Source organism: Streptomyces sp. GC420, from assembly GCF_009916105.1.
Lineage (GTDB): Bacteria > Actinomycetota > Actinomycetes > Streptomycetales > Streptomycetaceae > Streptomyces.
Map to the genome: position 1 here is coordinate 1 of NZ_JAAAXQ010000165.1, position 16,682 is coordinate 16,682.

Consider the following 16,682-nt stretch of genomic DNA (forward strand, 5'->3'; position numbering starts at 1 on the left):
GCTCAGGGGTGGAGGCCGCTCACCAGGTCCGCGGTCGCGGAGAGTCCGTTCGCGATGGTGGGGGCCATGCTGGAGCCGGCGAGCAGGAAGCCGAGCAGTACACAGACCAGCGCGTGGGACATCTTGAGCGCGCCGTTGCGCACGAAGACGATCGCGAGGATCGCCAGAAGCAGCACGGCTGAGATAGAGACGGCCACGGTCATCCTCCTCCGCCGCGCCGGATTCGCGGCGTTTCGCCGCAAGTCTGGCGCAACGCGGGGGCACAGGGGTGGATGGCGCGTCCCCCGAACGGGTGGAAGCGCCGGGGCCGGCCGAGTGCTCAGAGGGCCAGCCGCACCCACACCGGCGCGTGGTCGGAGCCCGGCGTGTCGCGGCGCTCTACGGGCGACTCGCCGATGTCCGGAAGCCTTTCGTGACCCGTGCCCGCGCCCGCACCCGTGCCCGCGCCCGTGTGCGTACCCGTTCCCGCCGCCTCCGCGTGCACGGCGAGGGCGTGGCTGAGGAGTATGTGGTCGATCAGCTCGCGATGACCCGCGTGGATACGGGAGAAGCGCTGCTTCTCCGGTATGAGCGGGGCGGTGTTCCACAGCCGGAACGCGTCTCCCCTGTCGGGGCGTTCGAAGCCGGTGGAGCCGAACTCGGAGCCGGGCGGCCCGAGCAGGATCTGGGTGGTGGCGGCGCCCGGTGCGTCGTTGAGGTCGCCCAGGACCACGACGGGCCGCTCCACGCCCTGCCCTTCGAGCAGTTCGTCCGCCAGTCCCCGCACTGTGGCCGCCTCGGCCGCCCTGCGGTAGAGGGCGTACGCGCCGAAGCGGGCGCGTTCGCCCTCGTCCCGCGGGTTGAACCGGCCGCCCGGGTAGCTGAGCAGCTTGGACTTGAGGTGACAGACGACGGCCTCGACCGTACGCCGTTCGGGGGACTCGGTGCGTATGGCGAGGGCGCCGCGGCCCATCCGGTCCGTGGTCGCGGGACCGTCGTCGCTCTGCACCGGGCGCAGCCGCGCCGGGAAGCCGTCCCGGTCCGCGATCACCTCCAGCGGCGTACGGGCGAGGAATCCGACCCGGATGCCGCGGCCGTCGGGGAGCGAGGACAGGGCCGTGTGCCAGCCCCCGCCGAGCCGTTGCACCAGGTCGTCGAGGGCCTCCGGTTCGCCGACCTCCTGGACGCCCAGCAGGTCCGGTGCCAGCCGGTCGACGACGGCGGCCAGGGAGGCGAGCTTCGCCTCGTACGCGGCCTCGTCCCGCGGGCCGTACTCGCCGCCCGGGCGGTAGAGGTTCTCCAGGTTCCAGGTGCCGATGAGCATGGGTCAGCTCCCGCTGTCGCTGCTGGGAGGGCGCACTCCGACCGTCTCACGGCCGGCCGCGCCCGGCCAGTGGTGGGAGCCGGTCCGGCGGCTACCGGCCCGCGCCGAGGTCGTACCCGCGCAGGAAGGTCTCAAGCCCGGCGAGGTCGTCGGTGTTGATGTGGTCCACGCCCGCGGCCAGCAGTTCGTGCCACACGGCGTCCCGCTCCGGACCGGGCAGGTCGGGGGTCGCCCAGAACCGGACGCGCCGGCCGCGCTGGTGCGCGACCGCGACGATGCCGCGCAGCTTCTCGCGTTCCGCGGCGGGGATCGGGCCGACGCCCCGCCAGGTGAAGTTGTTCGACCAGTTGTCACTGATGAGCGGCATGAAGGAGGCGGCGGCCGGGGTGGCCGGCAGCATGTCGAGCAGCCGGCCGTCGTAGAAGGCGTACCGCACCCGCTGCTCCTCCATGGGCACCCGGGCGAACCGGTCGCCCGAGATGACGGGGGTGACGGCGCCGGTGCGCACCTTGCCGTGGGCGAAGGTGGTCAGCATCCCGCGGTAGCGGTGCAGCACCCGGTGGAGTTCCAGGTAGGCCGCGACGCCGTCCGCCTTGATGTCGACGAGGAGTTGCAGGGGCCGGCGGTGGCCGCGGTGGACCTGGCCGTGGTTCGCCCGGACGCGGGCGAGCAGCGGGTCGAGGTAGAGCGCTTCGAGGGTGCGGGCGGGGTCGAGGTCCACCGGGTCGTGGGCGACCAGAAGCCGCCCGTCCACCAGGAAGATGTCGGCCTCCACGCTGGTGAAGCCGTGCGAGAGGGCGTCGAGGAGGGGGCGCGGGTGGAGGTAGTCGTTGTGCGCGTGCGCCCTGCGCAGGGGGCGCGGTCCGAGGTGGTGCGCATCCTGCCCGCCGGCCTCGTCGGCCCGGGCCGCCTGCGCGGGTACGGCGACGCCGCCCGCCAGGGCGGCGGCGAAGGTTGCGACGGCTCTGCGGCGGGTGGTGAGCGGCATGACGTCTCCCCGGGTCTGTCCAGCCTGCGCGGTCCCTGCGAGTATCGGGGCCGCCACCGCCAATGCGCAGTGCTCTCACGGGAGTTCGCCCGGCCGCCTCCGAAGGTTCACTCCCGCAGCAAGGGTTCGCTCCCGCATGCCGGTGATGGTCCGTCACCCGGCATGCACGATTGTTCTGATGCCACGCCAGTCGGGGTCTACCCGCTGAGGAGGGGCGTCCGGTGCGGTGCGTCGCAAGGCGGCTGGTAGCCACCGTGGTGGACCTCATCGGGCTTTCTGTCGGCGCAGCGTGGGGGTCCCTCCCGCGCCCGGAGGGCTGCGGGGGAGTGCCGTGCCGCGCGCGGCGACGGGGCGAACCCTGGCTGACGCGGCACTGGCTGCGCCGGTCGCGGCGCATCGCACGGCCGGCGCCACTCACGGGGCCGGGGCTCGTGCCGTCGGCGCCGCCGGCTGTGTCCGCTGGCCCCGCCGGCGCCGAGGGCGTCCTCAGGACCGACCGCCGTACCGGCAACGACAACACGTCCGTTGCCGTCCGCCTGCCCGAAGGCCGCTCACCGCGCCGCCGTCGGCCGCGTGCCCACGACCGGTGGCGGCGTACGCCGGGGGATCGCCTCGGGCCGCCGGGGAGAAGCACGGCCGGGCCCGCGATGGCCCGCCTCAGGGGAAGGGCGCGGTGCGTGCTGCCCGGCGGACGCCGCCGCCCCTGTGCGCCGGTACCGATCGGCGGCCTCGCGGGCGTGCCCGGACCGGACCCGGCCCCGCTCCCGCGGGCGGCGGGCAACGCGGGACCGGGCAGCCGGGACGCCGGCCGCCCGGTCCTCCGGCCGGCTGCCCGGCCGTCCGCCACGCCCCCCGCGCGGATCACCCGGCGGCGGGGCCATGGTCACCCGGCCATGTGGCCGGCTCGCCCACCCGGGCGGTCAGGGAGCGCGCAGATCGACCAGTTCCGCGACCGCCGCACGGTGGGCGCCGGGGGTGCCCAGGGCGATCTGGTCGGACTTGGCGCGCTTGAGGTAGAGGTGCGCGGCGTGCTCCCAGGTCATGCCGATGCCTCCGTGCAACTGGACGCACTCCTCGGCGGCGTGGACGGCGACGCCCGCGCAGTAGGACTGGGCGACGGCCACCGAGAGGGGGATCTCCGCGTCGTCGGTGGCCAGCGCGTCGGCCGCGGCGCGGGCGGCGGCTCGGGCGTTCTCGACCTCCAGCCACAGCTGGGCGAGCCGGTGCTTGAGAGCCTGGAAGGAGCCCACCGGCCGGTTGAACTGGCGGCGTTCGCCGAGGTAACGGACCGTCTCGGTGAGGCACCACTCGGCGAGTCCCCACTGCTCGGAGGCGAGCAGTCCGGCACCGGCCAGCAGCGCGCGCCGTATCGCCGCCTCCGCCGTCCCGGCGTCCGCCAGGCGGCGGCCGGTGGCCCCGTCGAGTACGACGTCGGCGAGCGGGCGTGTCAGGTCGAGCGGGGTGCGCGGCTCGACGGTCACTCCGGGGGCCCCGACCTCCACGGCGTACAGCCCGTCGTCCGCGCGCACCAGCAGCACATCGGCGTCGGCGGCGTCCGCGACGGCGCCGATCCTGCCGCTGAGCGACCCGCCCTCGGCCCGTACCCCCGCCGGCAGCGGGCCCCCAGGCGCGGCGGACAGCGGCACGGCGGGCACGCCGATCCGCTCACCGGAGGCCAGCTCTCCCAGCAGCTCCGCGACTTCGGCGTTCTCGGTGTCGCACCCGAGGAGCGCCTCGGTCGCCATCACGGCGCTCGTGAGGTACGGAACGGGGGTGACCGCGCGGCCCAGTTCCTCCAGTACGACGGCCGCCTCGCGGTGCGTGGCGCCCTGTCCGCCCAGCTTCTCGGGGACCAGCAGCCCCGCGAGGCCCATGTCGGCGGCCAGGGTCCGCCACAGCTGCCGGTCGAGGGCCTGGCCGGCCTCGGCCCGCCGGGCGACGGCGCCGGGGTCGCCCGCACGGTCGGCGAGCAGCGCGCGCACCGCGGAGCGCAGATCCTCCTCCGCCTCCGAGTACAGAAGATCCGGGGTGCTCATCGGGCCAGGTCCTTCCATGCGACGTCCTTGTCGTTGCGCGGCTCGGGCGGCAGTCCGAGGACCCGCTCGGCGACGATGTTCAGCAGAACCTCGGTGGTGCCGCCCTCGATGCTGTTGCCCTTGGCCCGCAGGTAGCGGTAGCCGGCCTCGCGGCCGGTGAAGTCGACCAGTTCGGGCCTGCGCATGGTCCAGTCGTCGTACAGCAGCCCTTCTTCACCGAGGAGTTCGACCTCCAGCCCGCTGATCTCCTGGGCGAGGCGGGCGAAGCCGAGTTTCATGCCGGAGCCCGCGGGGCCGGGCTGGCCCGCGACGAGCTGCTGGCGCAGCCGCTCCCCGGTGAGCCGCGCGACCTCGGACTCCACCCACAGCTTCAGGAGCCGCTGGTGCAGGTCGTGGGTGCGCAGTTCGGGGCGTTCGCGCCAGGTCTCGGCGGTCTTGCCGATCATGCCGCCCTCGCGGGGCAGGCGCATGCCGCCGATGGCGACCCGCTCGTTCATCAGGGTCGTCTGGGCGACCCGCCAGCCCTCCCCCACTTCGCCGAGACGGTGGGCGTCGGGGATGCGGACCCCGGTCAGGAAGACCTCGTTGAACTCGGCCTCGCCGGTGATCTGGCGCAGCGGCCGCACCTCGACGCCCGGGTCGGTCATGTCGCAGACGAAGTAGGTGATGCCCTGGTGCTTGGGAAGGTCCGGGTCGGTGCGGGCGATGAGTATGGCCCAGCGGGCGAGGTGGGCACCGGAGGTCCACACCTTCTGCCCGTCGACGATCCAGTCGCCGGACTCGCCGTCGCGCACGGCCCGGGTGGCGAGTGCCGCGAGGTCGGAGCCGGCGCCCGGCTCGCTGAACAGCTGGCACCACACCTCCTCGCCCAGCCACAGCGGTCGCAGGAAGCGCCGCCGCTGCTCCTCGGTGCCGTACTTGAGGATGGTCGGGGCGGCCATGCCGAGGCCGATGCCGATGCGGCGCGGCTCGTTGTCGGGCGCGCCGGCCGCCTCCAGTTCGGCGTCCACGACGGCCTGCAGGGCGCGCGGGGCGCCGAGGCCGCCGAGGCCCTCGGGGAAGTGCACCCAGGCGAGTCCCGCGTCGAAGCGTGCGCGGAGGAAGCCGGCGCGGCCGGTGGTGGCGGGCGGGTGCGCCGCGAGCAGTTCCCTGGCGCGGCGGCGCAGTTCCGCGGCGTCGGCGCTCATCGCGCGGCTCCTTCCCCCGCCGCGGGCACGACCACGACGCGGCCGGTCGTGGTGCCGTCGGCGACCCGCTGTACGGCCGCCGCGGCTTCGGCGAGCGGCACCCGGTCGCTGATCAGCGGCTTGATGGCGCCCTTTGCGGCGAGTTCGGTGAGAGCCTCGTGGCAGGCGCGAACGGCGGCCGGGTCCTTGGTGTTGTACAGGCCCCAGTGGAGCCCGACGATCGAGTAGTTCTTCACCAGCGCGTGGTTGAGGGCCGGGCTGGGGATGCTGCCGCTCGCGAAGCCGACGACGACGATCCGGCCCTCGAAGGCGACGCACTTGGCGGAAGCGCGGTAGGCGTCGCCGCCGACCGGGTCGTAGATCACGTCGGCACCGCGTCCGCCGGTGGCCTCCTTGACGGCCGCCACGATGTCGTCCGTGCGGCGGTCGATGACGAGGTCGCAGCCCAGTTCACGGGCCACGGCCGCCTTCTCGGCGCCGCCGACGACACCGATGACGGTGGCGCCGGCCGCCTTGCCGAGCTGGACGGCGGCGCTGCCGACACCGCCGGCGGCGGCGTGCACGAGCAGGGTCTCGCCGGCCCGGAGCGCGGCCCTGCGGTGGAGTCCGAACCAGCCCGTCTGGTAGCCGATGTGCAGGGCGGCGGCCTCTGCGTCGTCGAGGGCGTCGGGCGCGGGCAGCAGGGCGGCGGGGTCGGCGGTGACGTACTCGGCGAAGCCGCCGTTCGGCAGCTCGGGGTTCGTGATCACGCGCCGGCCGTCCTCGGTCTCGCCGCAGATCTCCACGCCGGGCGTGAAGGGCAGCGGCGGCCGCACCTGGTACTGGCCGCGGCACAGCAGCGCGTCGGGGAAGTTGATGTTCGCCGCCAGCACCTTCAGCCGCACCCGGCCCTCGCCGGGCTCGGGGTCGGGTACCTCTTCGAGGCGCATGACCTCACGCGGTTCCCCATTTTCGTGTACGCGCCATGCTTTCAACTGGTGCCTCCCGTGGCTGCGGTCCGTCCCGGCGCTCGCATACTAAGCGGTCGCTCACGTCAAGGGAACAGTCCGCGGCAGGCTCGGCGCGGCTCCGGTGGTCGCGCCGAGCCGCCGACCGGTTCCCACGGGGTCCGGCGGGGTCCTACAGGGTCCGGCGGGCGATTCGGCGGGCGATTCAGCGGGGGAAGACCTCGAAGGGCACCGCGGGCCGCCCTCCGAAACGGTCCGCGAGCGCGTGCGCGTTGCCGACGAGGAAGGTGCGGCAGTAGGTCTCGGGATCCTCGTCGGTCAGGCCCTCGATGTACGCGCGATGGCACAGCAACGACCGCACCGAGCGTTCCAGGCCGGGGGTGGCGTCGACGGCGTGCGTCGGGGAGGTGGTGGCGGCGACGGCGACCCAGCGGACGCCGCCCCAGGGTTCGAGCCCCGCCCCGGTCGTCAGCTCCGGGAAGATCCAGCGGTTCCCCGCGTCACCCGCCGCGTCCAGGGCGGCGCGGCCCACCGCCCGGTGGTCGGGGGTGTTCCAGGCGGTGCCGCCGAAGGTGTCCCGGTGGTTGAGCGTGATCAGCAGCTCGGGGCGGTGCCGGCGGACGGCCGCCGCGATGTCGCGGCGCAGCGCGGTGCCGTACTCGATCACTCCGTCGCGGTGGTCGAGGAACTCCACGGTGTCGACCCCGACCACCGCCGCGCTCGCACGCTGCTCCCGCTCACGCAGCGGACCGCACACCTCGGGTTCGATGCCGTCGATACCGGCTTCCCCCCTGCTGACGAGGAGGTACGCGACGTCCTTGCCCGCGTCGGTCCAGGCGGCGACGGCCGCGGCACAGCCGTATTCGAGGTCGTCGGGATGAGCGACGACCGCCAGTGCGCGCTGCCAGTCCTCGGGCATGGGCTCAAGCTGCTGCTCCGTCATGTCGGCAGACTAGTGCCGTGTCAGCCAGGGTTCGCCCCGTCGCGACGCCCTGCACGGCACTCCCCCGCAGCCCTCCGGGCGCGGGAGGTACCCCCACGCTGCGTTGGCCGAAAGCCCGAGCAGGCCCACTACGAGGGCTTCCGGCCGCCTTGCGATGCTCCCCCTGCCTCCGGCGGGAGGTGCCCCCGGCACCGGACGCCGCTCCTCAGCGGGCAAACCCCGACCGACGCGGCACTAGGGTCTGCCGCGCCGGCGGGCGACCGCCCCGCGGGCCGGCTCCGTCAAGGGCCGCCCCCGGGATGCGGGTTGGGCCATCGCCATGCCCGGCCACGGAATGAGCGAGGCGCCCGGCCGGCGCTCCGGTGGGCGGCGCGCCCGGCCGCCAACGGCGCGGCGGATGCGGCCGTGCCGGTGCCGTCCGGCGGGCGGCGGGGAGGCCGACGATGTCGCCGCCCCTTCCAGAGCCGGCCGGCGAGGTCGCAGGCGGCGGGGTCAGGGGGCCGCGTCGAGGGCCGCCGCGGTCTCGCGGGCGGCGCGGTGGCCGGATTCGACCGCGCCGTCGATGTAGCCCGCCCAGCGCGTGGCCGTCTCCGTGCCGGCCCAGTGCAGCGGGCCGACGGGGGCGCGCAGGGCGGCACCGAAGCGGGTGAGGGCGAGCGGCGTGGTGAAGGCGCCGTATCCGCCGCGGCTGTACTCCTCGGCGGCCCAGTCCCGCTCGATGCAGGCGACCGGTTCCTCCGCCTCCGGGCCGAAGTACCCGGCGAGGTCGGCCAGCACGGCCCGCCGCCTGCCGGCTTCACCGAGGCGCGCGGCGGCGTCGGCGTGGCGGCCCTCGAAGAAGCCGACCAGCACGCCGGGTGATCCGCCGGGCGGCGTGTTGTCGTAGACGGTGCCCAGCGGGCGGCGGTCGCTGTTGGCCTGTCCGCTCAGTCCCCGCGCGCGCCAGAAGGGGGTGTCGTAGACGACGTTCACCTTGATGACCCGGCCCATCGGCATCCGCTGGAGCAGTTGCGCGCGGTCGGCGGGCAGGCCGGGACGGAAGCGGATGCCGGCGGTCAGCGGCGGCGGCGTCGCCAGGATCACCCGGTGCGCCCGGAATCGCCGGCCGCCGGCGGTGGTGACCGATACCCCTTCGCCGTTCCAGTCGACCGTCTCGACCGGGTGGCCGAGGCGCACCCGGTCCGCGAGGCGCTCCGCCAGACGGAGCGCGATCCCCTGTGCCCCGCCGGTGATGCGTTCCTCCTGCGCGCCCCCTTCGGTGTTGATCAGCGCGTCGAGGCCGCCCGCCGCGGCCACGTAGAAGCAGGCCCACAGGGCGGAGAGATCCTCCGGTTCCGCCGAGAAGACCGCCTGGGTGACCAGGCGCATGAAGGCCCGCCCGCCCTTGGTGTACAGGTTGCGGCGGATCCAGGTGCCGAAGGTCTGACCGTCGAGCAGGCCGGCCCGCGCCGCCTGCCAGGCCGCCTCCGGGGGTACGCCGCGGGCTGCCCGTTCCAGGCGCAGCTGCCCCTGCGCGATATCGGCCAGCACCAGAGGGCTCAGCCGGGGGATGCGCCCGCGGTAGAGGGATCTGCGGCCGCCGAGTTCCGCGATGTGCCTGCCCTCGGCGTGCGTGGGAAAGGTGGTCAGTCCCAGCTCGTCGAGCAGGGCACGTACCTGGTTCTGCCCCGGTCCCACCCACTGGCCCCCTACGTCGATCGGGGTGCCATCGGGCAGCTCGTCGTTGAGCAGCCGGCCTCCGACCCGCTCCCTGGCCTCCAGCACGAGCACCCGGTGGCCCGCGCGGTGCAGGTCCCAGGCGGCCACCAGCCCCGCGACGCCCGCGCCCACGACCACCACGTCCTGGCGCGGCTGTCCCTCCGCTTCCATCCCCTGCCCCTCTCGCCATTCATCCCGCATCTCGCATACAAGGTGTATGTGATATCCATGACGCATGGAGCAAGTCAAGCCCCGCCGTGAGCAGTACGCCGAGAGCACGCGCCGCGCGCTGCTGGACACCGGCCTGGGACTCTTCACGGAGCGCGGCTACGCGAACGTGTCCGCGGAGGAACTGGTGCGCGCGGCCGGGCTCAGCCGGGGCGCGCTCTACCACCACTTCGAGCGCGGCAAGCAGGGGCTCTTCGTCGCCGTCTTCGAGGAACTCGAGGTCCGTGCCTCCCGCCGGGTCCGGGACGCCATGGCCGGGGAATCCGATCCCTGGAGGCGTGCCCTCGCCGGCGTCGAGGCCTTCCTCGCCATCTGCACCGACCCCGACTACCGGGAGATCGTGCTGCTCCAGGGCCCGATCGCGCTGGGCTGGCAGCGCTGGCGCGAACTCGACCAGCGGCACCTGCACGGGCAGTTGCGCGCCGGCCTCGCCGCGCTGCGCGACCTCGGCCTCGTCCAGGACCACCCCACCGACCTCATGGCCGCCGCGGTGTACGGGGCCCTCACCGAGATCTCCGTCGCGATCGCCACCGCCGACGACCCCGCCCGCGCCCGCGAACGCGCCGGGCTCCTGGTCCGCAGCCTCCTGGAAGGACTGCGGACGGCCGGCTGACCGGGCGGCCCCGTCAGATCTCGTCGCGGGCCAGCGCCAGCAGGCGGTCGAGGACCCGGGGGCCGCTCGCCCGCAGGCCGTCGTGCTCGTACTCGTCCGTCACCCAGGTGCGCAGTCCCCGGACGGCGCGGGCGGTGCGCAGCGAGTGCTCGGCGTCGACGTACAGGTCGTCGTGGTAGACGACCGCCGCGACCGGGACCTCGTTGCGGGCCAGCCGGTCCGCGTCGTACAGGCGCGGCCAGTCGGACCGCTGCGCCAGCAGGTCGGCCGTCTCGCGCAGCGGGCGCAGGGCGGGGTCGCAGTCGAAGTGCCAGGGGTGGATCGTCTCCCCGGTCAGCGGCACCGGTCCGTCCCCCTCCAGCGCCCGAACGGGGTCCAGTCCGGGGAGCCCGGCGCGGACCCGTTCGGCGGCCCAGGCCGTCGGCCCGGCGCCCTGGGCGTAGATCGCCTCGTGCAGCACGGCGTACAGCGGGCGCCCGGCGAAGGAGAGTTCGGCCCGCACCTGCTCCAGGAAGGCGTCGCCGAGCGTGCGGCCGCCCGGGGTGCGCACGAAGGCGTTCTCCAGGAGGTAGTGCAGCCGGTGGCTGCCGTCCCCCGTGCCGAGGAGGATCCCCAGGGACTGGACCGCCTCGGGGACGAGGACGTGGCCGTCGCCGGCCACGGTGCGGTGTTCGGCGAGATGGGCGACGATCTCCCGAACCCGGGCCACGTCCTGCGGGTAACGGTCGTAGTGCGCGGCGGTCTTGCGGGCCATCCGGGGGTACGCGGCGCGGTACACCTCGTCGGCGGTCGCGTCCAGCGACGCCAGCCCGCCCGTGATCAGGGCGGTGTCGATGCCCTCCGGGGCGTACGACAGGTAGGTGAGCGCGCAGAATCCGCCGAAGGACTGGCCGAGGACGGTCCAGGGGGCACCGCCGGTGAGTCCCGGCCTGATCGCCTCGCAGTCCCTGACGATCGAGTCGGCCCTGAAGTGACCGAGAAAGGCGGCCTGTTCGGCCGGTCCGCCGCGCAGCGGCAGCGTCTGCCGGGTGGCGGGCGTGGAGCGGCCGGTGCCGCGCTGGTCCAGCAGCAGCACCCGGAACTCCTCCACCGCGCGGCCGAGCCAGTACTGCTTGCCGGCGAAGCGCCGCGCCCCGTTGCCCGGTCCGCCCTCCAGGTAGACCAGCCAGGGCAGCGGCTCGGCCGCCCGTCCGCGGGCGACGACCTCCCGCCCGTACAGCTCGATCCGCTCGCCTCCGGGCTCGTCGTGGTCGAGCGGCACCTCGAAGTGACGGTCGGTGATGACCAGGCCGGGCTGGCGGTAGGTGGCGCTCATGCTGCTCCTGTGACTCGGTCGGTCCCGGCCGGTGTGCGCCGGGCGGCACCCGCTCCTAGCGTGAACCCATGATCCGGTTCGAGCGCGTGAGCAAGGTGTACCCGGACGGTACGACAGCGGTCCGCGATCTCTCCTTCGAGGTCCGCGAGGGCGAACTGGTCACTCTCGTCGGCCCCTCCGGCTGCGGCAAGACGACCACGATGATGATGGTCAACCGGCTCGTCGAACCCACCTCGGGACGCGTGCTGGTGGCCGGCGAGGACGTCGCATCCGCCGACCCGGTGCGGCTGCGGCGCCGGATCGGCTACGTCATCCAGCAGGTCGGTCTCTTCCCGCACCGCACGGTCCTCGACAACACGGCGACGGTGCCGCTCCTCCTCGGCTGGAAGAGGGCGAAGGCACGGCAGCGTGCCGCGGAGCTCCTGGACCTGGTCGGCCTCGATCCCTCCCTGCACGGCGAGCGCTACCCCGCGCAGCTGTCCGGCGGGCAGCGCCAGCGGGTGGGTGTGGCCAGGGCGCTGGCCGCCGATCCTCCCGTGCTCCTGATGGACGAGCCGTTCGGGGCCGTCGACCCGGTGGCGCGCAAACACCTGCAGAACGAGTTCCTGCGTCTTCAGGCGAGTGTCCGCAAGACGGTGCTGATGGTCACGCACGACATCGAGGAGGCCGTGCGGATGGGCGACAGGGTCGCCGTCTACGGGGACGGCGGAATCGAGCAGTACGACACCCCGGCCACCGTGCTCGGCGCCCCCGCCACCCCGCGCGTCGCCCGGTTCGTGGGCGCCGACCGCGGCCTGAAGCGGCTGTCGGTCACCCGGATCGAGCGGAGTGACCTGGAACAGCCGCCCAGGGCCCGGCTCGACGAGCCGGCCGCCGCGGTGGCGGCGCGGCTGCGCGGGCAGGGCGCGCGGTGGGCCGTGGTGCTCACCGCGGCGGGCGGACTCCACGGCTGGGCGTCGGCGGAGGCGCTGGAGCGGGCGTCCGGTGGCCCCGGCACGGCCGCCGCGGTCGGCGACCTCGCGCACCGCATGGAGGCGTGGGTGCCGGTGGGCGCGCCGCTGAAGCAGGCGCTCGGGGAGATGCTCCAGCACGACGCCGGCTGGGTGGCGGTCCTCGACGGGGCCCGCTTCCTCGGCGTGCTCACCCCGACGCGGCTGCACGAGGCGCTGCGCCGCTCGGTGGACGCGGACGCGCGTGGGGTCTCCCGGCGTTCGGCCGCCTTCGATCCGGTGCCGGGTGCCTGACCCGCCGGCGGGCACTCGGCCTCCCCGCGGCACGGACAGTGCGCCGGACGCGCGGGCGGCGACGGCTCCGGCGCCGCGCGGTGCGTGGAACACCGGGTGCCCAGGGATACGGGCCGAGCGCCGCCGCCGCGCCGCAGTGCGCGGACGGCCCGCGCCGGGCGGCGGGGACACCGGCACGGTCTGCGCTCTGCGCTCCCGCGGACAGTGTCGTCCTTCCATACGGTGTCATCGGTCCCGGACGGTGTCATCCGTTCCGCTCCAACAGCCCCTTGCGTTCCAGGCAGGCGCGGGCCACGTCCTCCGGGAGCCGGCGCCGGCTGTCCACCTGTTCGTTCATGGTGGCGAGGTCCTTCGTCGTCAGCACGGCGCCCAGGCGGTCCAGTACCCCGGTGATCTCCTCGCTGCCCGCGCGCGCCCGGTTGACGACGGGGACCACGTGGTCGGCGTTCTGGAGGTGCCTGTCGTCGGCGAGGACGGTGAGCCCGAAGTCGTCCAGGGTGGCGTCGGTGGTCGTGGTGAGGACCATCTGGTCCTCACCGTTCTGCACGGCCTTCTTGGCCTGGGTGGTGCCGACGCCCTTGGGGTCGACGCCGGTGATGACGATGCCGTAGGTCTTCTTCAGTCCGGGTGCGCAGTAGGGGCGCTGTACGCATTCGTCGCCGGCCGCGAGCCTGACGGGCAGCTTCGCCCGGCCCAGGTCGCTGAGCGTCCTCAGGCCGTGCCGCGCCGCGTACCTGGCCGGGACGGCGAAGGCGTTCTGGTCGACGGCCCGGCCCGGGTCGAGGACGGCCAGGCCGCGGGGTGCGGCGAGGGCGCGCAGGGCCTTCATGGTGGCGCCGATGTCGGGAGAGCCGACGGGTTTCGCGTCGGGACCGTTGGTCTTGGCGTTCAGCCAGTCGGCGAAGGTGGCGGCGTACTCGGGCACGATGTCGATCTGGCCGCTCTCCAGCGCGGGTTCGTACAGCTCGCGATTGGTGACGGACAGGATGCGGGTGCGGTGCCCGGCCTGTTCCAGCAGCAGCCCGTACATCCTGGCCAGCAGCTCGCTCTCGGTGAACCCGGCGGAGCCGACGGTGAGTTCCTCGCTGTTGCCGGGCGGCGCGGTGATCCTGCCCCGGTCCTCCAGCGCGGGTCCGGTGGCGCACGCCGTGGTCAGCAGCAGCACCGCCGGAAGCAGCAGGGCGGGCACGCGCCGGGTCACATCCGGCCCCCGGCCCCGTGCGGGACCAGCCGCCGGACCACTTCGAAGACACCCTCCACGACCAGCGCGAAGACCGCGACGAGGACGGCGCCCGCGACGACCTGCGGGGTGCTCGCCAGGTTGAAGCCGGCGGTGATGATCCGGCCGAGTCCGCCGCCCCCGGCGAGCGCGGCGATGGTCGCGGTGGCGACGAGCTGGACCGCGGCCAGCCGTACGCCGGTGAGGATGAGCGGCAGCGCGAGCGGCGCCTCGACCCGCCACAGCATCTGACGCCCCGTCATTCCCATGCCGCGTGCGGCGCTCACGACGTCCCGGTCGACCTCGCGCATGCCGACGTACGCGTTCGTCAGCAACGGGGGCACGGCGAACAGCACCAGTGCCACGACGGTGGGCCACTGTCCGTGCCGGCCGAGCGGAGTGAGCGTGAGCAGCACCAGAACGGCGAACGTGGGCACGGCGCGGCCGATGTTGGAGAGGTTCACGGCCAACGCCCCTCCCCTGCCTGTGTGCCCGAGGACGAGCGCGACCGGCAGGGCTGTGGCACAGCTGATGACGAGGCACACGACGGTGAGGTGGAGGTGCTGGGCCAGCCGGTGCCAGATCCCTTCGTCACCGGCCCAGTTGGCCGGGGTGGTGAGCCAGGACCAGGCGTCGGCGAGGGTGTTCACGTCTCGGCCGCCCTTGTCTCCGTCGCCCCACTCGCCCTACTCGCACTCCTCGCCTCGCTCGTCTCCCTCTTCTCCCTCGTCCATGGCGTGAGGAGCCTCTGCACGGCGAGGAGCAGCAGGTCGGCGGTGACGGCGATGACGACGCAGAGCGCGGACGCCGTGAGGACCTGCGCCTTGAAGTAGGTGTTCATGCCGGAGTAGATGAGGTTGCCGAGGCCGCCGAAGCCGACGATCGCGCCGATGGTGACGAGGGAGACGGCGGAGACGGTGGCGATGCGCAGCCCGGCCATGGCCGCGGGCAGGGCGAGCGGGAGTTCGACGGCGAACAGCAGCCGCAGCGGCCCGTAGCCCATGCCGCGGGCGGCCTGCCGGGTCTCCTCCGGCACGGCGCGCAGTCCGGCGAGGATGTTCCGCACCAGGAGGGTGAGGGAGTACAGGACCAGGCCGGCGACGACGAGGGAGGCCGAGAGCCCGTACACCGGGAGCAGCAGCGAGAACATCGCCAGCGAGGGGATGGTGTACAGGACCGTCGTCAGTCCGATCACCGGGCCTGCCGCCCACCTGCGGCGGCGGGCGAGCACGGCGAGCGGCACGGCCAGGGCGAGACCGATGAGCACCGCGAGGGCCGTGAGCTCGACGTGCTGCGTCACGGCGTCGAGCAGGATCTCGCGGCGGGTGCTGAGGTAGTCGCCGCAGATCCACTCGTTGCGGGCCAGGCAGTCGTCAGGAGGTGCCGTCACCCGTCCATTGCAGTGCCACCGGGCGGGTGCCCGCGCGTCGTACTGGCCCGTTCGGGCGGGTCACCCGCCGTGGCACCGAGACGGGCCCCGCCTCCGAATCCGGGCGTCAGGACCGGTCGTGCGGGCCGATGCCGTTCATCACCGTGGAGACGAGGTCGTCGACGAAGTGCTCGGGGACTTCCAGCGGCCCTCGTTCGGGGCCGGGGTGGAACAGGCGGGGCAGGATGAGTTCGTGACAGGCACCCATGATCATGGTGGCGGCGGCGTCCACCTTGGCGTCCGGGGAGATCCGCCGGAGCTCCTGTTCCGCGCGGAGGTACCCGGTCAGTGCGGCACGCAGCCCGCCCTGCTCCCCGCGCGGAGTGCCCATGGCCCCGAAATGGGCCAGGATCTTGTGCTCGGCGATCGCGCCGGCGAAGACCGGAAGCAGCTGGGCCAGTACGCCCAGCCCCCGGGTGACGTAGACGCGCAGGTTGTCCTCGACCGCGCCCCGACCCGGGACCGGCGCCTCGCCCATCTGGGCCATGGCGGTGTGCAGGTGGGCGCGCAGTGCATGGGCGAGGAGCTCTTCCTTGTCCTCGAAGTGGTTGTAGAGGACACCCGAGGCGACCCCGGCCTCGCGGGCGATCTCCCGCACGGTCAGGGCCGGGGTGCCGCGCTCGGCAATGAGGCGGGCGGCGGTGGCGATCAGGTGTTCCCGCAGGGTCCGGTCGCCGCCGCCGTCGCGCAGTACCGCCGGTTTTCTAGGTGACATCACGTCGCAGTGTAGTGAGCGCGGCCACTGCCGCGATCACCACGGCGTACGCACCGAGCATCACCGCGCCGCCCCACTGCGGCAGCAGTCCGTCGTTGACGGCGTTGCCGACGGCCGAAGCTGCCCCGGAGGGCAGCCACCGCCCGACGTCCTCGAAGGCGCTGACGACGATGCCCTCGACGACGTAGAGCCAGGCCAGCGCCCCGACGATGCCGAGGGCCGGATTGCGGGTCAGCATGCCGACGGCGACACCGATGACGGCGTAGGCGGTGCACCACAGCAGGCCGCCGAGCAGGGTCAGCCACACGTACCGCTCGCCCAGCGGCAGTGCGTTGCCGTCGGCCGCCAGCCAGGAGGCACCGACGGCAAACGTGGTGACGGCCGAGGCGAGGCCGGCGAGGGCGCCGGCGGTGAGTCCGGCCGCGAGTTTCGCGGCCAGCACCCGGCCGCGCCGCGGCGTCGTCAGGAACGTGTCGGTGATGGTGCGGTGCCGGAACTCGCCGGCGCCGGTCAGCACCCCGAGCACGATCGCGAGGACGGATCCCATCCCGGCGCTGAACAGGACCCTCTGCTTGCCGGTGTCCTGGGTCAGGTCCCCGGCGGGGTCGCCGATGAGCAGGCCGGCGGCGTGCAGGCCGGCGAGCAGGGCGGTCGCGCCCAGCAGGATCCAAGTGCTGCGCACGGAGGCGAGTTTGCGCAGCTCCGTGCCGAAGAGTGTGCCGATCGGCGTGCCGGGTGGCGTACCGGGCGGGGTACCGGGGATCGTGCGCATCAGCGGTGTGCCTCCTTGCGGGGCTCGGGGGTCGCGGGCGTTGAG

The 16,682-nt window shown here is 74.0% G+C and carries 16 protein-coding genes; 2 read left to right on the forward strand and 14 right to left on the reverse strand.

The window, feature by feature from the left end:
- Positions 1-2: 2 nt before the first annotated feature.
- From GUY61_RS20585 to GUY61_RS20620, 8 genes are all read right to left on the reverse strand, one after another.
- The gene (locus GUY61_RS20585; protein ID WP_166631684.1) at positions 3-197 is read right to left on the reverse strand and encodes a hypothetical protein; all 195 of its coding nucleotides are present in this window, start codon (positions 195-197) and stop codon (positions 3-5) included.
- A 122-nt stretch (positions 198-319) separates the two neighbouring features.
- Positions 320-1,303 (reverse strand): endonuclease/exonuclease/phosphatase family protein, encoded by a 984-nt coding sequence (locus GUY61_RS20590; protein WP_166631685.1) that lies wholly within the window; start codon positions 1,301-1,303, stop codon positions 320-322.
- Between the two features lie 91 nt (positions 1,304-1,394).
- Positions 1,395-2,291: a phosphatidylinositol-specific phospholipase C/glycerophosphodiester phosphodiesterase family protein gene (locus GUY61_RS20595; protein WP_166631686.1), complete on the reverse strand. Its 897-nt coding sequence runs from the start codon at positions 2,289-2,291 to the stop codon at positions 1,395-1,397.
- Between the two features lie 920 nt (positions 2,292-3,211).
- A complete protein-coding gene (locus GUY61_RS20600) occupies positions 3,212-4,327 on the reverse strand; it encodes an acyl-CoA dehydrogenase family protein (protein WP_398956253.1) in 1,116 nt (371 codons plus the stop codon).
- Positions 4,324-5,514 carry an acyl-CoA dehydrogenase family protein gene (locus GUY61_RS20605; RefSeq protein ID WP_166631688.1) on the reverse strand — a complete coding sequence of 397 codons (1,191 nt, stop codon included), beginning with the start codon at positions 5,512-5,514 and terminating at the stop codon, positions 4,324-4,326. The genes GUY61_RS20600 and GUY61_RS20605 overlap by 4 nt, the downstream gene beginning before the upstream one ends.
- On the reverse strand, positions 5,511-6,488 hold the full coding sequence (locus GUY61_RS20610) for an NADPH:quinone oxidoreductase family protein (RefSeq protein ID WP_166631689.1): 978 nt from the start codon (positions 6,486-6,488) through the stop codon (positions 5,511-5,513). The genes GUY61_RS20605 and GUY61_RS20610 overlap by 4 nt, the downstream gene beginning before the upstream one ends.
- Before the next feature lie 178 nt (positions 6,489-6,666).
- Positions 6,667-7,404 (reverse strand): PIG-L deacetylase family protein, encoded by a 738-nt coding sequence (locus GUY61_RS20615; protein WP_166631690.1) that lies wholly within the window; start codon positions 7,402-7,404, stop codon positions 6,667-6,669.
- 492 nt (positions 7,405-7,896) lie between these two features.
- Positions 7,897-9,339: an NAD(P)/FAD-dependent oxidoreductase gene (locus tag GUY61_RS20620; RefSeq protein WP_166631691.1), complete on the reverse strand. Its 1,443-nt coding sequence runs from the start codon at positions 9,337-9,339 to the stop codon at positions 7,897-7,899.
- Here GUY61_RS20620 and GUY61_RS20625 point away from each other — a divergent pair.
- Positions 9,338-9,943, forward strand: coding sequence for a TetR/AcrR family transcriptional regulator (locus tag GUY61_RS20625; RefSeq protein ID WP_166631692.1), 606 nt, complete (start codon positions 9,338-9,340; stop codon positions 9,941-9,943). The genes GUY61_RS20620 and GUY61_RS20625 overlap by 2 nt on opposite strands.
- A gap of 13 nt (positions 9,944-9,956) precedes the next feature.
- Here the strand turns inward: GUY61_RS20625 and GUY61_RS20630 are convergent, their stop codons facing one another.
- On the reverse strand, positions 9,957-11,258 hold the full coding sequence (locus GUY61_RS20630) for an alpha/beta fold hydrolase (RefSeq protein WP_166631693.1): 1,302 nt from the start codon (positions 11,256-11,258) through the stop codon (positions 9,957-9,959).
- A gap of 68 nt (positions 11,259-11,326) precedes the next feature.
- Between GUY61_RS20630 and GUY61_RS20635 the strand changes: the two genes are divergently transcribed.
- Positions 11,327-12,502 carry an ABC transporter ATP-binding protein gene (locus GUY61_RS20635; RefSeq protein ID WP_166631694.1) on the forward strand — a complete coding sequence of 392 codons (1,176 nt, stop codon included), beginning with the start codon at positions 11,327-11,329 and terminating at the stop codon, positions 12,500-12,502.
- A 244-nt stretch (positions 12,503-12,746) separates the two neighbouring features.
- Here GUY61_RS20635 and GUY61_RS20640 read toward each other — a convergent pair whose 3' ends face one another.
- From GUY61_RS20640 to GUY61_RS20660, 5 genes are all read right to left on the reverse strand, one after another.
- Positions 12,747-13,691, reverse strand: coding sequence for an ABC transporter substrate-binding protein (locus tag GUY61_RS20640; protein ID WP_313896761.1), 945 nt, complete (start codon positions 13,689-13,691; stop codon positions 12,747-12,749).
- Between the two features lie 8 nt (positions 13,692-13,699).
- Positions 13,700-14,371 carry an ABC transporter permease subunit gene (locus GUY61_RS20645; RefSeq protein WP_166631696.1) on the reverse strand — a complete coding sequence of 224 codons (672 nt, stop codon included), beginning with the start codon at positions 14,369-14,371 and terminating at the stop codon, positions 13,700-13,702.
- Entirely contained in the window at positions 14,368-15,111 is a 744-nt protein-coding gene (locus tag GUY61_RS20650) for an ABC transporter permease (RefSeq protein WP_166631697.1), read from the reverse strand. Before GUY61_RS20650 ends, GUY61_RS20645 begins: the two co-directional genes overlap by 4 nt.
- 106 nt (positions 15,112-15,217) lie before the next feature.
- Positions 15,218-15,865 (reverse strand): TetR/AcrR family transcriptional regulator, encoded by a 648-nt coding sequence (locus tag GUY61_RS20655; RefSeq protein ID WP_166631698.1) that lies wholly within the window; start codon positions 15,863-15,865, stop codon positions 15,218-15,220.
- The gene (locus tag GUY61_RS20660) at positions 15,855-16,637 is read right to left on the reverse strand and encodes a hypothetical protein (RefSeq protein WP_166631699.1); all 783 of its coding nucleotides are present in this window, start codon (positions 16,635-16,637) and stop codon (positions 15,855-15,857) included. Before GUY61_RS20660 ends, GUY61_RS20655 begins: the two co-directional genes overlap by 11 nt.
- Between the last annotated feature and the right edge of the window lie 45 nt (positions 16,638-16,682).

What these genes read in the sequence shown, in the direction of transcription:
- GUY61_RS20590 (WP_166631685.1), bottom strand. Translation starts at nt 1,303, where the DNA reads ATGCTCATCGGCACCTGGAACCTGGAGAACCTCTACCGCCCGGGCGGC.
- GUY61_RS20600 (WP_398956253.1), bottom strand. Translation starts at nt 4,327, where the DNA reads ATGAGCACCCCGGATCTTCTGTACTCGGAGGCGGAGGAGGATCTGCGC.
- GUY61_RS20605 (WP_166631688.1), bottom strand. Translation starts at nt 5,514, where the DNA reads ATGAGCGCCGACGCCGCGGAACTGCGCCGCCGCGCCAGGGAACTGCTC.
- GUY61_RS20620 (WP_166631691.1), bottom strand. Translation starts at nt 9,339, where the DNA reads ATGCGTCATGGATATCACATACACCTTGTATGCGAGATGCGGGATGAA.
- GUY61_RS20655 (WP_166631698.1), bottom strand. Translation starts at nt 15,865, where the DNA reads ATGTCACCTAGAAAACCGGCGGTACTGCGCGACGGCGGCGGCGACCGG.
- GUY61_RS20660 (WP_166631699.1), bottom strand. Translation starts at nt 16,637, where the DNA reads ATGCGCACGATCCCCGGTACCCCGCCCGGTACGCCACCCGGCACGCCG.
- GUY61_RS20615 (WP_166631690.1), bottom strand. Translation starts at nt 7,404, where the DNA reads ATGACGGAGCAGCAGCTTGAGCCCATGCCCGAGGACTGGCAGCGCGCA.
- GUY61_RS20630 (WP_166631693.1), bottom strand. Translation starts at nt 11,258, where the DNA reads ATGAGCGCCACCTACCGCCAGCCCGGCCTGGTCATCACCGACCGTCAC.
- GUY61_RS20635 (WP_166631694.1), top strand. Translation starts at nt 11,327, where the DNA reads ATGATCCGGTTCGAGCGCGTGAGCAAGGTGTACCCGGACGGTACGACA.
- GUY61_RS20595 (WP_166631686.1), bottom strand. Translation starts at nt 2,291, where the DNA reads ATGCCGCTCACCACCCGCCGCAGAGCCGTCGCAACCTTCGCCGCCGCC.
- GUY61_RS20625 (WP_166631692.1), top strand. Translation starts at nt 9,338, where the DNA reads ATGGAGCAAGTCAAGCCCCGCCGTGAGCAGTACGCCGAGAGCACGCGC.